The sequence below is a fragment of the Eubacterium sp. An11 genome, from assembly GCF_002161065.1.
Classification (GTDB): Bacteria; Bacillota; Clostridia; order Lachnospirales; family Lachnospiraceae; genus Anaerobutyricum; species Anaerobutyricum faecale.
The window spans coordinates 126,418-141,411 of the sequence record NZ_NFLV01000005.1 but is presented as its reverse complement, the minus strand read 5'-3'; the positions used below and the strand labels follow the sequence as shown (position 1 = coordinate 141,411).

The 14,994-nt window shown below is 48.6% G+C and carries 13 protein-coding genes; all 13 read left to right on the top strand.

What is annotated here, in order from left to right; translation table 11 throughout:
* Position 1 precedes the first annotated feature (1 nt).
* On the top strand, positions 2–1,417 hold the full coding sequence (locus B5E53_RS06110; RefSeq protein ID WP_087313156.1) for an L-fucose/L-arabinose isomerase family protein: 1,416 nt from the start codon (positions 2–4) through the stop codon (positions 1,415–1,417).
* Between the two features lie 116 nt (positions 1,418–1,533).
* Positions 1,534–2,361 (top strand): transketolase, encoded by an 828-nt coding sequence (locus tag B5E53_RS06105; protein ID WP_087313155.1) that lies wholly within the window; start codon positions 1,534–1,536, stop codon positions 2,359–2,361.
* Positions 2,354–3,286, top strand: coding sequence for a transketolase C-terminal domain-containing protein (locus B5E53_RS06100; protein WP_087313154.1), 933 nt, complete (start codon positions 2,354–2,356; stop codon positions 3,284–3,286). Before B5E53_RS06105 ends, B5E53_RS06100 begins: the two co-directional genes overlap by 8 nt.
* Before the next feature lie 85 nt (positions 3,287–3,371).
* Positions 3,372–4,853 carry a glycerol kinase gene (locus B5E53_RS06095; RefSeq protein WP_087313153.1) on the top strand — a complete coding sequence of 494 codons (1,482 nt, stop codon included), beginning with the start codon at positions 3,372–3,374 and terminating at the stop codon, positions 4,851–4,853.
* 266 nt (positions 4,854–5,119) lie between these two features.
* Entirely contained in the window at positions 5,120–6,157 is a 1,038-nt protein-coding gene (locus B5E53_RS06090; RefSeq protein WP_087313152.1) for a D-ribose ABC transporter substrate-binding protein, read from the top strand.
* 208 nt (positions 6,158–6,365) lie between these two features.
* Positions 6,366–7,007: a DUF2291 domain-containing protein gene (locus B5E53_RS06085; protein WP_087313151.1), complete on the top strand. Its 642-nt coding sequence runs from the start codon at positions 6,366–6,368 to the stop codon at positions 7,005–7,007.
* Between the two features lie 39 nt (positions 7,008–7,046).
* Positions 7,047–8,576, top strand: a complete 1,530-nt coding sequence (locus tag B5E53_RS06080; RefSeq protein ID WP_087313150.1) for a sugar ABC transporter ATP-binding protein — start codon at positions 7,047–7,049, stop codon at positions 8,574–8,576.
* 25 nt (positions 8,577–8,601) lie between these two features.
* Positions 8,602–9,660, top strand: a complete 1,059-nt coding sequence (locus B5E53_RS06075; protein WP_191531082.1) for an ABC transporter permease — start codon at positions 8,602–8,604, stop codon at positions 9,658–9,660.
* A gap of 270 nt (positions 9,661–9,930) precedes the next feature.
* Positions 9,931–11,964, top strand: a complete 2,034-nt coding sequence (locus tag B5E53_RS06070; protein WP_087313149.1) for a DHH family phosphoesterase — start codon at positions 9,931–9,933, stop codon at positions 11,962–11,964.
* Between the two features lie 69 nt (positions 11,965–12,033).
* Positions 12,034–12,480: a 50S ribosomal protein L9 gene (gene rplI, locus B5E53_RS06065; RefSeq protein ID WP_087313282.1), complete on the top strand. Its 447-nt coding sequence runs from the start codon at positions 12,034–12,036 to the stop codon at positions 12,478–12,480.
* Positions 12,481–12,520: 40 nt separating this feature from the next.
* Positions 12,521–13,870, top strand: a complete 1,350-nt coding sequence (gene dnaB, locus B5E53_RS06060) for a replicative DNA helicase (RefSeq protein WP_087313148.1) — start codon at positions 12,521–12,523, stop codon at positions 13,868–13,870.
* Positions 13,871–13,930: 60 nt separating this feature from the next.
* Positions 13,931–14,053 (top strand): hypothetical protein, encoded by a 123-nt coding sequence (locus B5E53_RS19935; protein WP_275532668.1) that lies wholly within the window; start codon positions 13,931–13,933, stop codon positions 14,051–14,053.
* A gap of 20 nt (positions 14,054–14,073) precedes the next feature.
* Positions 14,074–14,946, top strand: coding sequence for a MerR family transcriptional regulator (locus B5E53_RS06055; RefSeq protein WP_087313147.1), 873 nt, complete (start codon positions 14,074–14,076; stop codon positions 14,944–14,946).
* The last annotated feature ends 48 nt before the right edge of the window (positions 14,947–14,994 follow it).

Here is a 14,994-nt window from a genome sequence, read left to right as displayed (position 1 = left end):
TATGGATAAGGTAGTACTTGGTTTTGCGCCGACAAGAAGAGCGATTTTTTCAGCGCCTGCCGCAGTGGAATACCGCGGACTGACCGCAAAGAGACTGAAAGAACTGAATGTGGATTTCGTGGATATCGATGATATCAATGAGGAAGGTCTGCTCTATGATGATGAAGGCATGGAGAAGATTTACAAGAAGTTTAAACATGCTCATGTGGACGGACTCTTTGTTCCGCACTGCAACTTCGGTACAGAATATGAAGTCTGCCGTCTGGCCAAAAAGCTCGATGTGCCGGTGCTGCTCTGGGGACCGAGGGATGAATGTCCGGATGAAAACGGTATGCGTCTTCGTGACAGCCAGTGTGGATTGTTTGCCACAGGAAAAGTACTCCGAAGATTCCGGATTCCGTTTACATATTTGAAGAACTGCAACCTGGAGGATGAGTGCTTCGCAGAAGGCATCGACCGGTTCTTAAGAGTCTGTAACGTGGTAAAGGCATTCAGAAATACGAGAGTGCTGCAGATTTCCACAAGACCATTTGATTTCTGGTCCACCATGTGCAACGAAGGAGAACTTTTAGAGAAATTTGGCATCCAGCTTTCTCCGATTCCGATGCCGGAACTGACGAAGACCATGAAAGAAGTCAAAGAAAATGAACCGGAAGCGATCAAAGAAGTGACCACATACTGCTGTGACAATATGTGCGTGAAGGTGACTCCGGAACAGCTGGAAAATGTGGCGGCTCTCAAAGTTGCCATGACGAAGCTTGGAAAGAAATATGGCTGCAACTGCGGCGCGATCCAGTGCTGGGATGCCCTGCAGGATGAGATCGGCATTATGCCTTGTGCAGCCAATGCGCTCTGTAATGATGAAGGATTCCCGATTGCCTGTGAGACAGACATCCACGGAACGATCACTTCGGTGATGGTGGAAGCAGCCGGAAGAGGACAGACACGTTCTTTCTTCGCAGACTGGACTGTGCGTCATCCGTTCAACGACAATGCCGAATTGCTGCAGCACTGCGGACCGTGGCCGGTATCCATCGCGGCCGAGAAGCCATCCATTGACACCCCGGTTGCCTTTGACCACTCCGGGTCTCTCATGGCACGGGCAAAGGACGGCGAACATCTCACTCTGGCCCGTTTTGACGGCGATAACGGCGAATATTCCATGCTGATGGGCAACGCAAAGACCGTGGACGGACCATATACCAAGGGAACCTACATGTGGGTGGAAGTGGATAATCTGGATCGTCTGGAAGATAAGATCGTCCAGGGACCGTACATTCACCACTGCGTGGGTATTCATATGGATATCGTGCCGGTGCTCTATGAGGCATGTAAATACCTGGGAATCAAACCGGATTTATATGACCCGGTGGAAGAGAGGGTAAAGGCGATTATCCGTGGAGAAAAAGTAGACTGATAAAAAAAAGAAGATAAATAATTGGCACAGGGGGATCCCGGCGGATTCCCCGCCAGAAAGTAAAACCATAAAATATACTGATAACATTTTTTAAATGATTTTAGGAGGCGCATAACGTGAACTTGAAAGCATTATCTTACGAGTGCAGGTTAAATGTCCTTGATATGATCAAGGGAGCGGGCACCGGACATATCGGCGGAGACTTCAGTGTCATGGACATTCTGATCACTCTTTATTTTAAACAGATGAACATCACTCCGGAAACGGCGGATGATCCGAATCGTGATCTGTTTGTCATGAGCAAGGGACATTCTGTGGAAGCCTACTACTCCGTTCTGGCAGCCAAAGGATTTCTGGATATCAAAGAGGTCATCGCGAAGTTTTCCAGATTTGGTTCTCCTTACATCGGACATCCGAATAACAAGCTTCCGGGTATTGAGATGAATTCCGGTTCCCTGGGTCACGGACTTCCGGTCTGTGTGGGTATGGCCCTGGCCTGCCGGATGGATGGTAAGAGCAATCGTGTTTACACCGTTATGGGAGACGGTGAACTGGCAGAAGGTTCCGTATGGGAAGGCGTTATGGCCGCATCCCAGTACAAGCTTGATAATCTCTGCGCTGTTGTGGACCGCAACCGCCTGCAGATTTCCGGCAATACAGAAGACGTGATGGGACAGGATGATCTGCAAACCCGTTTCGAAGCCTTCGGATGGAATGTGATCCAGGCGGAGGGCAATGATATTGACGCTCTCAATGAGGCTTTTGAGGAAGCGAAGAAATGCAAAGGTCGTCCGACGGTCATCATTGCCAACACCACCAAAGGTTTTGGCGGCGGCGAACTGATAGAGAACAAAGCCGGATGGCATCATAAAGTGCCGACCGATGAAGAGTATCAGATCATCAAGGCAGAGCTTGAAAAGAGGAGGGAAGCAGTCAATGAATAAGATTCCAAATCGTCAGGCAATCTGTGAGACCCTGATGGAAAAAGTAAAAGAAGACAAAAGTATTATCGCACTGTGCAGTGATTCCCGTGGTTCTGCATCCATGACTCCGTTTTTTGACGCATTTCCTGAAAATTGCGTGGAGACAGGAATTGCGGAGCAGGATCTGGTAAGTATTTCCGCCGGTATGGCAAAGTGCGGAAAGAAACCGTTCTGTTTCTCGCCGGCCAGCTTCGTTTCCACAAGAAGTTACGAGCAGGCGAAGGTGGATGTGGCCTACTCCAACACCAATGTGACCATCGTCGGTATCAGCGGCGGCATCAGCTACGGAGCTCTGGGAATGAGTCATCATTCTGCGCAGGATATCGCGGCTATGAGTGCGATCCCGAATATGAGAGTGTATCTTCCGAGCGATCGTTTCCAGACCAAATGCCTCATTGAAGCGCTTCTTGAGGATGAGAAACCGGCCTACATCCGGGTGGGAAGAAATGCCGTGGAAGATATCTATGAAGAAGGTAACTGCCCGTTTGAGATGGATAAGGCGACAGTTCTCTGCGAAGGTTCCGACGTTCTGCTGATTGGCTGCGGCGAGATGGTAAAACCATGTTATGACGCCGCAAAACTTCTGGAAAAAGAAGGCATCAGCGCAACTGTTCTTGATATGTACTGCGTAAAACCGCTGGATACAGAAGCTGTTTTGAAGTATGCGGCGCAGGCAAAGGCAGTCGTGACAGCAGAAGAGCACGCGCCGTTTGGAGGACTGGGCTCCATGGTCGCTCAGACAGTCAGCGCCAACTGCCCGAAGAAAGTCATCAACGTAGCTCTGCCGGATGCTCCTGTTATCACAGGAACGTCCAAAGAGGTCTATGACTACTACGGAATGACTGCGGAAGGCATTGCCGGGAAGGCAAAAGAAGCGCTGAAATAACAGCGGGAAATCATATCGTTTTCAGGCGGAGCCAGGGAAATATCTGCCGGGAACGAAAATATGGGGTTTATACAGGTATTTGATAATGAAAAAATATATGTTGGGAATTGATCAGAGCACGCAGGGCACCAAAGGCATCGTATTTGACGGGGACGGAAAAATCGTGGCCCGGACGGACCTGCCGCATGATCAGATTATAAATGAAAAAGGCTGGGTGGAACATAATCCTTCGCAGATTATGAAAAATGTTATCCAGGTTGTGAAAAATGCTGTGGAAAAGGCCGGGATCGACAAAAAAGATATCCTGGGTCTGGGCATCAGCAATCAGAGAGAGACAGCCGTCTGCTGGAATAAAAGAACAGGGGAGCCTGTTTATAACGCCATCGTCTGGCAGTGCGCCAGAGGGGAATCCATCTGTAAAGAGATTGCCGCGGGCGGCCATGCAGCCATGATACAGGAGCACACGGGAATTCCTCTGTCTCCTTATTATTCAGCCGCGAAGATCGCCTGGGTCCTTCGGAATGTGGAGGAAGCCGGCAGAGCGGCAGAGCAGGGTGAGCTGGCGGTGGGAACCATGGACAGCTACCTGTTGTATCATCTGACAAAAGAACATGTTTTTAAAACCGATTATTCCAATGCATCCCGGACGCAGATGTTTAATATCAGAACGCTGGACTGGGATGACGAGGTCAACGCTCTTTTCGGAATAAAGAGAGAGATGCTGGCTGAGATCTGTGATTCCGATGCGCTCTACGGCTATACGGATTTTGACGGATGGCTGGATGAACCGATTCCGATTCACGGAGTCATGGGAGATTCCCACGGAGCGCTGTACGGACAGGGCTGTGTGAAGCCGGGCATGATCAAAGCAACCTATGGAACCGGTTCTTCCATCATGATGAACGTGGGGGAAAAGCCGATCTACAGTGATAAAGGCGTGGTTTCTTCATTGGCGTGGTCCCTGAGGGGAAAGGTCAATTATGTTCTGGAAGGGAACATCAATTACACCGGTGCAGTCATCACCTGGCTGCAGAAAGATCTGGGACTCATCGCAAGCGCCGGGGAGACGCAGGAACTGGCGCAGTCCGCCAATCCGGGGGATACCACTTACCTGGTTCCGGCCTTTACCGGACTTGGCGCTCCGTATTGGGACAGTGAAGCAAAGGCCATTGTCTGCGGCATCACCCGGACAACGGGAAAAGCAGAGCTGGTGCGGGCGGCCCTTGACTGCATTGTGTATCAGATCAGCGATGTGGTCAATGTCATGGCTGAGGATTCTGGTATTCCTGTGGAGGAGCTTCGCGTGGACGGAGGACCGACCAAAAATAGTTATCTCATGCAGTTCCAGAGTGATATTTTAAATATCCCGGTGCAGGTACCGGACGCGGAGGAACTGTCCGCCATGGGACCTGCCTATGCGGCGGGGATCGCCATGGGCTTCTATGAGGAAGAGCGCCTGTTCGCAGGACTGAAACGCACGAAGTTCACGCCGGCTATGGGCGAAGAAGAACGTTGTGCAAAATACACAGGCTGGAAAGAAAGTGTACAAAAAGTTTTATCTAAATAAGCTCGATTACAGATAAAAAAAGAAAATTTAACTGTCGTTATTGACAAAAAAGATGTCAAAATCATCAAAAAAATATATTGATTTTACAAAGGATTTACAGTACACTTAATTAAATCCTGCGGAGTACTTTATTCATTAAAGTGCACCGGAATATCGGAAAAGATTAGGAATGTTTCGATGTGATCAGATATTCACACGAAAGGGCTAACAGCTTTCGTGATGTCTCATAAACAACATAAATTTTTCAAGATGAGGAGGAAAGAAAAATGAAATTCTACAAAAAATTGATGGCTGGCTTTATGACAGCAGCGATGGTGGCAGCAATGGCAGGATGTGGCAACTCCACAGAACCTGCAGCAGATGACGCAGCAGAACCTGCAGCAACAGAGGCTTCCACAGAAGCGGCAGCTTCCGATGAAGTTCTCAATGCCAATGCGGACAACAAGTTGATTTACTGTATCACACCATCTACATCCAATCCTTATTTCGGTGTTGTTCAGACAGCATGTCAGGAAGAAGGAGAAAAATTAGGTTACACAGTAAAATGTGTATCTCATGATGATGACGCAACCAAACAGTCCGAACTGTTTGATACAGCGATTTCCGAAGGCGCTTCCGCAATCGTCTGCGATAACGCCGGAGCTGATGCCTCCATCGAAGCTGTTCAGAAAGCAAGAGATGCCGGAATCCCTACATTCCTGGTAGACCGTGAAATTAACCAGGAAGGTATTGCAGTCGCTCAGATCGTAGCCAATAACAGCCAGGGTGCTACCGCAGCAGCACAGGCGCTCGTTGAGGCAACAGGCGGTGAAGGCCAGTACGCAGAGTTGCTTGGTCTTGAATCTGATACCAACTGCCAGGTACGTTCCGATGCGTTCCACGCAGTTATCGACCAGACCAACATGGAAATGGTTGCACAGCAGTCCGCTAACTGGGATCAGACAGAAGGTCAGCAGAAGGCAGAGACCATCTTACAGCAGTATCCGGACATCGTAGCTATCGTTTGTGGTAATGATACCATGGCCTGCGGCGCAGCAGCAGCAGTGGAATCCGCAAACCTTGACCATGAAGTATACATCATTGGTGTGGACGGTTCCAACGATATGAGAGATAACATCAAAGAAGGCAAATGTCTGGCAACAGGTCTTCAGCAGATCGATCTTATCACAAGAAACGCTGTAAATCAGGCTAACGATTATCTGACCACAGGTTCCACCGGCATGGAAGAAAAACAGCTGGTTGACTGTGTACTGATCAATGCAGACAACGCAGATAAGCTGGATAACTTTGTATACACAGAATAATCAGGGGGATAACTTTGTATACACTAATATAATCACAATCTAAGTGTGTTTATGTAGAGAACAAGGGTGTTCTGAAATGTTGTTTTATAATCTGTTAGGTCCGGATTTTTCCGGGTGTGGAGGGTGCCATCCGGCACCCTTCGCACATACTGGACAAAAGAAAGTAAAAAACAGGTAAATGATTCTTTAGGAAGAAAGGAAGTAAACCATGGTAAAACGTATTGTATGCGCGGCTGTAGCTGCAACGATGGCGGCCACGCTGTTTACCGGATGTGTGAAAGTGGTAAAGATCGGAGAAGAGGGCACACTGACGGGACAGGTGGAGTTCAACCCTGGTGACAGCGTAGAGAGTATCTGGGATTCACAGGTTATTCCGGAATGTGAGTCAAAGGCAGCGGATATCACTGAAGTCCTGAATAAGGCAGGCGGAGACCTGACCAGCCTTGGCGAGGAATTTGACGGTGTCAAGACGGCATCCGCTACCTATTATAATTACAGTGTAAAGGCAGAGGGAGCAACCATCACCGCGGTGGATAAGGATTCCTTCTACGGAACGATCACATTGTCTGTTCCGGGATATGAGGGAGATACGGTGATCACCTGCCAGATTGGTCAGTATAAGAACAGTTCCATTCGTGATGATATGTCCTTCATCAATTTCGCAGACTTTACCAACCAGACGGAATGGAACCAGATTAACACAAGTATGTTACAGAAGGTGGATGAAACCGTTGTTCAGCCGGTCTACGATCAGCTCACCGAGGGAGCGACCGTCGATCTGGTCGGATGCTTCACAGCGGATTCTGCAAAGGAAATGGTAATCACTCCTGTCGTTCTTACAGTTCAGTAGGAAGAACGGTTGTCATATTTTATAAAGGAGGATTCACGGATGGCAGAAAACAAAGATATTGTAATGAAATGTCGGCATATGGAAAAGGTGTATCCCGGAACAAAGGCTCTGGATGACGTTGATTTTGATGTGTACCGCGGCAAGGTCAATGTCCTGATCGGTGAGAACGGAGCCGGAAAGTCCACCCTTATGAAACAGATTGCCGGTATTGAACAGCCTTCTTCCGGAACCATGTATCTGGAAGGGGAAGAGGTAAGCTTCAAGAACACAACGGAAGCAAAAGCAAAGGGAATCGGCATTATCCATCAGGAATTAAGCCTCTTTCCGAACCTCAATGTATATCAGAATATTTTTATGAACAACGAGCAGAAAAAGGGCGTCGTTGTCAACAATGCAGAACATAAAAAGAAAACAGAGGAGATTCTGAATCGTCTGGAATATCCCATTGACCCGGAGGCGCTGGTCGGCAACCTGCGTGTAGGTCAGCAGCAGATGATCGAGATCGCCCGGAATCTTACCCAGGAGAATCTTAAGATACTGATTATGGACGAGCCGACTTCTTCCCTGTCCCAGTCAGAGGTACAGGTACTTTTCAAGATCATGAGAGAGCTCAACGCCCAGGGAATCTCCATCGTATACATTTCCCATCGTCTGGAAGAAATCATGGAAATCGGCGACCACGTAACCATCTTAAGAGATGGAAAATATGTGGATGACGCCGATGTCAAAGATATTGATGTGCCATGGATCGTGGAGAAAATGACCGGAAGCGACAAGTCCTATCCGAAGAAAGAGAGAAATATCGACTGGGAGAAACAGGAAACGGTTCTCGAAGTCAAAGACTTATGTCTTCCGAAGAAGGGCGGCGGATGGCTCCTTGATCATGTGAGCTTTAACCTGAAGAGAGGGGAAATCCTCGGTATCTACGGCCTGATGGGAGCCGGACGTACGGAGATTTTTGAATGTCTCATGGGACTTCATCCGGAACACACCGGAGAGGTCTACCTGGAAGGCAAAAAAATGAAGATCAAGAACATTTCCAAACAGATTGAGAACGGGTTTGCGCTGGTGCCGGAAGACCGGCAGGCGGAAGGTCTTGTCCAGACATTGGATATAGAGAAAAATATTTCCCTTTCCAGTCTGGGAACCTATGCGAAAGGCTTTATTCTTTCCAAAAAAGCGGAAGATGAATGTGTGGACGCACAGATTAAAGATATTCATATTAAAGTGGCAGATAAACACCTTCCGATTTTATCCCTGTCCGGCGGTAATCAGCAGAAATGTGTAATCGGCAAGGGCGTTCTGACAGACCCGAAGATTCTGCTGATGGATGAACCAAGCCGTGGTATTGATATCGGAGCCAAGACGGAGGTGTTCGATATCATCAATCAGTATGCGGACAGAGGACTTTCCATCATGTGCGTAAGTTCCGAGTTAAAAGAGATGCTGTCCATTGCCACGAGAGTGATCGTTCTTTCCAACGGAATCAAGACCGCAGAGTTTACCGGCGATGATATCACGGAAGACAACCTGGTTCTGGCATCCTATAAGGGTCATCATAAGAATTAGATATGGGAGAAAAGGAGAAATCAAGATGAATAAGAAAAAAGGTAATTCAAATCTTGCCATGACGCTCTTAAAGGGAAGAACACTTTTCGTACTTATTATATTGTTTATATTCTTCTCTGTGGTGGCAGATTCATTCTGTACAGTAAATTCACTGCTGCTGGTGTGCAAGCACGTGGCGCAGTATGGTATTCTTGGTATTGGTATGACCTACGTTATCATCACCGGCGGTATCGACCTTTCCGTTGGTTCTGTCGTCGGTCTGGTAGGTATGGTCGCCGGCGGCCTGATTCAGGAAGGTCTTACCCTGAAGTTCGCCGGAGTGACGCTGTATTTCAGTGTGCCGGTGATCACTGTGATCTGTATCCTTCTGGGTATTCTGGTGGGTGTTATCAATGGATGGCTGGTTGCCAAATGTAAGCTGGCGCCGTTCATCGTAACACTGGGTACCATGTATATCGGCCGTGGCCTTGCAAATATCCGTTCCGGCGGAAATACATTTTCCAATATCAGAGGAAATGAAGCCCTCGGAAATGTGGGTATCATGAACTTTGACAGCCGTATCTTTGCAGTGGGAGATTTCCCGGGCATTCCGATCGCGGCAGTTCTGTTCCTGATCCTGGCGGCCATCGCGGCATTTGTATTAAAGAAGACTCCGTTTGGATGGCATATCCTGGCCATCGGCGGTAACGAGAAGGCAGCCCGTCTTTCCGGTATCAAAGTTGAGAAAAATACCATTATGGTTTACGCTATTTCCGGTGCCTGCTCCGCATTGATCGGTCTTGTCACCATGGCGCAGATCGCGGCTTCTCATCCAAACACCGGTGATTCCTGGGAAATGAACGCCATCGCGGCGGTAGTTCTCGGCGGAACTTCCATGGCCGGCGGTGTCGGAACCATCGGCGGAACAGTCATCGGTGCCTTTGTCATCGGTATCATCAATGACGGTATGACCATGTGTGGTGTATCCGAGTTCTGGCAAAAGGTAATCCGTGGACTTGTTATTATCCTGGCGGTGCTGATCGACCAGTTCCAGAGAAATCTGCAGGCTAAGATGGCGCTGCAGGCCAGAAACGAAAGCAAATAATGAAATATTCTTCCTCTTAAAATTTATAATAAGGAGCCTTCCGCAGTGGACAGTTACAGCTGCTGCGGGAGGCTTCTTCGATTCTGAAGGAAGGGCCGGTTCCCGGGAGATTGGGAACAGTATCCGGGTTATTTTTTTCATTATCCCCTTTTTCAAAAAAGATTTCCTTTTAAAAACCAGGAAATAGTGCTATAATAACACAATATATTCGCAGGTTTTATGAAGTTTGGCTGAGAAGCCATATGTTTAATAATTTATCTGGTGAAGGAAATGAAACAAAATAAAAAAGTCTCAAAACAGATTAAGTTCAATTTATGGCTGTCTATTATTATGGTAGCAGCCTTTCTTATGGTCGGATTTTCTATCATGTCCATTCGTCCGGTTTACGGGTACCTGATCATAACGGGGGCTTTTATTTTTTTGGTGGTCGCAGTTGTTCATTATGAATATTTTGAAAAACTGGCGGCGGCGGAGCTTCTCTCTGCGGGATTTGAGCAGGGACAGATACAGAAGGATCTGTTAAAAGAACTGCCCATCCCCTATATTTTAACGGACGACGATGGAATGGTCATCTGGTTTAACAGCAGTTTCGCTGAGATGGCCGGAGAAAAGACGGGGAAGAAGAACATCACGCAGATGTTTGCTTCTCTTTACAAAAAGGTATTTCCGAAGCCCGGGAACACGAAAGAGTTCTGTATTACCCTGGATGAGAAAAAGTACCGGGTGGAGTGCAAGAGTGTCTGTCTGACAGAAGAAGAAAAGAGCGGCGAAGAGGCCAGTCCTGACAGCATACTGCTTGCCTTCTATTTTTTTGATGAGACTCAGCTCATGGAGTACCGGGAAGAGTCGCAGAGCAAGCGAATGGTCGCCGGTCTCATCTACATTGATAATTATGAGGAAGTCCTTGAGAACATGGAAGAGGTGCGGCAGTCCCTTCTGCTGGCATTGGTGGAGCGGAAGGTCATCCGTTACATGCAGGGGCTGGATGCCATTGTGAAGAAGTTCGAGAAGGATAAGTTCCTTTTTGTGTTCGAGGAAAAGAACCTGCAGAAGCTCATGGAGTCCAAGTTCTCCCTGCTGGATGAAGTCCGGATGATCAATATCGGTAATGAATTATCCATGACATTGAGTATCAGTGTGGGCGTCAATGCGCCGAGTTACGTGGAGACCTATGACAGCGCCCGTATCGCCATGGATCTGGCTCTGGGCCGGGGCGGTGATCAGGCGGTGGTCAAGGATGGAGATTCCATTTCCTATTACGGCGGCAAGACCCAGAAGGTGGAAAAGAGCACCAGGGTCAAGGCGAGGGTGAAGGCCCACGCCCTGAGAGAGATCATCATGACCCATGACAAGATTTTCATTATGGGACATAAGCTTCCGGATGCGGATGCCGTGGGAGCGGCTCTCGGTATTTACCGACTGGCGAGAACCTTTGACAAGAAGACCTATATTGTCATGGATAAGGACTGCGCGGCCATACGGCCGATCATAGAAGGAATGATCAATGACACCGGGGCGGAAGATTTTCCGTTTATCAGCAATGAGCAGGCGCTGTCATTGAAGGACGCCTCCTCCATGCTGGTGATCGTGGACGTCAATCTTCCGGCCATGACAGAGTGTCCGGAACTGATCAAACAGATTGAGACCATCGTGGTGCTGGATCATCACCGGCAGAATAACGAGACGATCAAAAATGCGGTGGTTTCCTATGTGGAACCTTACGCCTCCTCATCCTGTGAGATGGTGGCGGAGATTTTACAGTATATTCCGGATAAGCCGAAGCTGCGGGCCATCGAGGCCGATGCCCTGTACTCGGGTATTCTGGTGGACACGGATAATTTTGTTGTGAAAGCGGGAGTCCGGACATTTGAGGCGGCGGCTTATCTCCGCCGTGCCGGAGCGGATGTGACGAGAGTCCGGAAAATGTTCCGGGAAGATATGGAGAACTGCAAGATCCGCGCGGAGATCATCAACCGTGCAGAACTGTTTTACGATGAATTTGCGATTTCAACTTTTGACGGAAGAAATATTGACGGAGCGACGGTCATCGGAGCGAAGGCGGCCAATGCCCTGCTGGATGTTCAGGGAATCCGGGGAAGTTTTGTGATCACACAGCTTTCCAGCTGCATTTATGTGAGCGCCCGTTCTATCGATGACTTAAATGTACAGATTATAATGGAGAAATTTGGCGGCGGCGGCCATCTCACGGTGGCAGCAGCACAGCTTAAGGATAGAACCATGGGAGAAGTGGTCAATGATTTGAAGAATCTGCTGGCTTCGATGAAGAAGGAAGGAGATATCTGACGGATTCTTTTCAATGCCATGGAAGACAGCGAACAGGAAAAGAAAACAGATAAAACAGGAGGACAGATTATGAAAGTAATTTTATTAGAAGATGTAAAGGCTTTAGGTAAAAAAGGAGATATGGTGGAAGTCAACAACGGCTATGCAAGGAACTTTATCCTGCCAAAGAAGCTGGGTGTGGAGGCCACCGGCAAGAATATCAATGACCTGAAACTGCAGAAAGCGCATCAGGATAAGGTGGCTGCAGAGCAGCTGGCAGCGGCGCAGGCCCTGGCGGCAGACCTTTCCGAGAAGTCTGTGGAAGTAAAGATGAAAGTGGGCGAGGGCGGCAAGACCTTCGGCGCCATCTCCACCAAGGAGATCGCGGCAGCGGCCAAAGAACAGCTGGATATGGAACTGGATAAGAAGAAGATTTCCGTGGACGAACCGATCAGGAGTCTGGGTGTACACAATGTGAAGATCAAGCTTCATCCGAAGGTAACAGCGACTCTCAAGGTAAAAGTATCAGAAATGTAAACATACAGAGTTGTAATGAGATATATAGAGATGTGATGATATGCCGACAGTAGACGAGAATTTTATCAAACGAATACAGCCGCACAGCGAGGAGGCGGAAAAGTCGGTGCTGGGTTCCATGCTCATGGACAGAGACGCCATTGTGGAGGCGGAGGATATCCTTGTCAAGGAGGATTTCTATCAGCGTCAGTATGGAATCCTGTTTGAAGCCATGGTGGAGCTTTACCAGGAAGGAAAGCCGGTGGATCTTATCACTCTTCAGGATAAGCTGAAGGAGAAGGATGTGCCGGAAGCACTTTCCAGTCTGGATTTTTTCCGGGAACTGGTGGATATCGTTCCCACTTCCACCAATGTCCGGCAGTATGCTCAGATCGTTCATGACAAGGCAACGCTCCGGGCGCTCATCAAGGTGACCGAGGACATCGGTAATGCCTGTTATCTGGGCAAGGAGGAGACGCCGGCTATTCTGGAGAAAACCGAGAAAGAGATCTTCGGCCTGCTGCAGAACCGGAACCGGATGTCCGACTTTGTGCCGATTCAGGAGATTGTTCTGAATTCGCTGAACGCCATCGAGGAGGCGGCAAAGACAAGAGGAAGAGTCACCGGCATTGCCACCGGTTTTACCGAGCTTGATTATAAGCTTACGGGGCTTCACCCGGCGGAGCTTATTTTAGTGGCGGCAAGACCTGCCATGGGTAAGACGGCCTTTGTCCTGAATATTGCCCAGTATGCGGCGTTCAAAGATAACCATGCGGTGGCCATGTTCAGTCTGGAGATGTCGAAGGAACAGCTGGTTACCAGATTGATGGCGTCAGAGTCCATGGTGGATTCTCAGCAGATCCGTACCGGTGATCTGAGGGATTCCGACTGGGAGAAGCTTCTGGAAGGGGCGGCCCTCATCGGCAATTCCAAATTGATCATTGACGATACCGCATCTTCTCTGGCGGAGATCCGTTCCAAGTGCAGAAAATATAAACAGACGTATGACATCGAGATGGTTGTGATCGATTATCTGCAGCTGATGAGCGGCAGCAATACCCGCAGAAATGAATCAAGACAGCAGGAGATTTCAGAGATATCCCGTGCCCTGAAGGTTCTTGCCAGAGAGTTAAATATCCCGATCATTGCCCTGTCACAGCTCTCCCGTGCCGTGGAGGCAAGACAGGACCACCGGCCGATGCTCTCGGATCTTCGTGAATCCGGAGCCATCGAGCAGGACGCCGACGTGGTTATGTTCCTGTACAGGGATGAATATTATAATCCGGATACAGAGAAAAAGAATATAGCAGAGGTCATCGTGGCCAAGCAGAGAAACGGTGCCACCGGAAGCATTGAGCTTGTCTGGCTGGGACAGTACACGAAATTTGCCAACAAGGAGCGGATTCAGTAGAATTCCGCTCCTTTTGTCTGTTTTTAGAAGACGAATATCATTGAGAATGGAACCGGAATCTTGTTATACTATGAATATGCCGATATGCAGACAGGCATGACTGCTTATGCCGCCATTATCAGTTATGAAAGCCGGATGCGCTGGATTTTAGCTGCTGTCCGGGGCTTTCGCAGTAAAATATAGTATGACAGGAGCGAGAAAATATGAAGGAAAAAAGATATTCCATCTCAGAAGCTGCCCGGCTGCTGGAGGTGGAGAATCATGTGCTGCGGTACTGGGAAGAAGAGCTGGGGCTCACCATTCCGAGAAATGAACTGGGACACCGTTATTACAGAGAAGAGGAAATACAGCTGTTAAACTGTATCAAAGAATTAAAGAATAAAGGATTTCAGTTAAAGGCGGTAAAAGAGGTGCTGCCGGATCTGGAACAGAAGAAACTCATTGATGTACATAAATTGCTGGCTACGCAGGTGGAGCTGGAAAATATGGGGATCGAAGAGGAGGAGAGTTCCCGGGAGGAGGACAGGACCCGGGAAAGTGGTAAATCCGGAGAGGATGGAAGATTCCGGGAAGACGACAGCGAAGATATATACGCAGGTCATGAGAATCATGCTGAAACCGGCAGAGATACCGAACTGAGACCGGCAGAGGAAGAAGACGGGGAAGAGAGCGATTTCAGGGAAAACGGGCAGGGCGGAAAAGTAGTCACCCTGAGGAAAGGAGGAGGACATGCCGAGCGTCATCCGGCTCCGAGAGAAAACACAGCCCCGTCTCTTCGCAGCAATGAGGAAAAAATGCGGGAATTTGAATCTATCATGGGCCGTATCATAGGAAAAGCTCTGAGAGAACAGGCAGAAAATATGGGAGATGTCATGGGAGACCGGATCAGCAACAGAGTGATCAGGGAAATCGATGACGTCATGGAAGAAAGAGAAGAGCGGGAGGAAGCCCGGTATAAGAAACTGGATGAGGCCATCCGCAGCCATCAAAAGGCAAGACAGGAAATCGCCGTATCCAAAGAGGAAGGCGGCCGGAAGAAAAGCCGCTTTTTCCGGAAAAACAAGAGGAAAATATAGTGACTAGAAAAGCTTATCGCACAAAAAAAGAGTGTCTGCCGAGACAGA

Coding starts and splice junctions, on each gene's coding strand:
- B5E53_RS06100 (WP_087313154.1), top strand. CDS start 2,354: ATGAATAAGATTCCAAATCGTCAGGCAATCTGTGAGACCCTGATGGAA.
- dnaB (WP_087313148.1), top strand. CDS start 12,521: ATGCCGACAGTAGACGAGAATTTTATCAAACGAATACAGCCGCACAGC.
- B5E53_RS06075 (WP_191531082.1), top strand. CDS start 8,602: ATGAATAAGAAAAAAGGTAATTCAAATCTTGCCATGACGCTCTTAAAG.
- B5E53_RS06080 (WP_087313150.1), top strand. CDS start 7,047: ATGGCAGAAAACAAAGATATTGTAATGAAATGTCGGCATATGGAAAAG.
- B5E53_RS06070 (WP_087313149.1), top strand. CDS start 9,931: ATGAAACAAAATAAAAAAGTCTCAAAACAGATTAAGTTCAATTTATGG.
- B5E53_RS06095 (WP_087313153.1), top strand. CDS start 3,372: ATGAAAAAATATATGTTGGGAATTGATCAGAGCACGCAGGGCACCAAA.
- B5E53_RS06055 (WP_087313147.1), top strand. CDS start 14,074: ATGAAGGAAAAAAGATATTCCATCTCAGAAGCTGCCCGGCTGCTGGAG.
- B5E53_RS06085 (WP_087313151.1), top strand. CDS start 6,366: ATGGTAAAACGTATTGTATGCGCGGCTGTAGCTGCAACGATGGCGGCC.
- B5E53_RS06110 (WP_087313156.1), top strand. CDS start 2: ATGGATAAGGTAGTACTTGGTTTTGCGCCGACAAGAAGAGCGATTTTT.
- B5E53_RS06090 (WP_087313152.1), top strand. CDS start 5,120: ATGAAATTCTACAAAAAATTGATGGCTGGCTTTATGACAGCAGCGATG.
- rplI (WP_087313282.1), top strand. CDS start 12,034: ATGAAAGTAATTTTATTAGAAGATGTAAAGGCTTTAGGTAAAAAAGGA.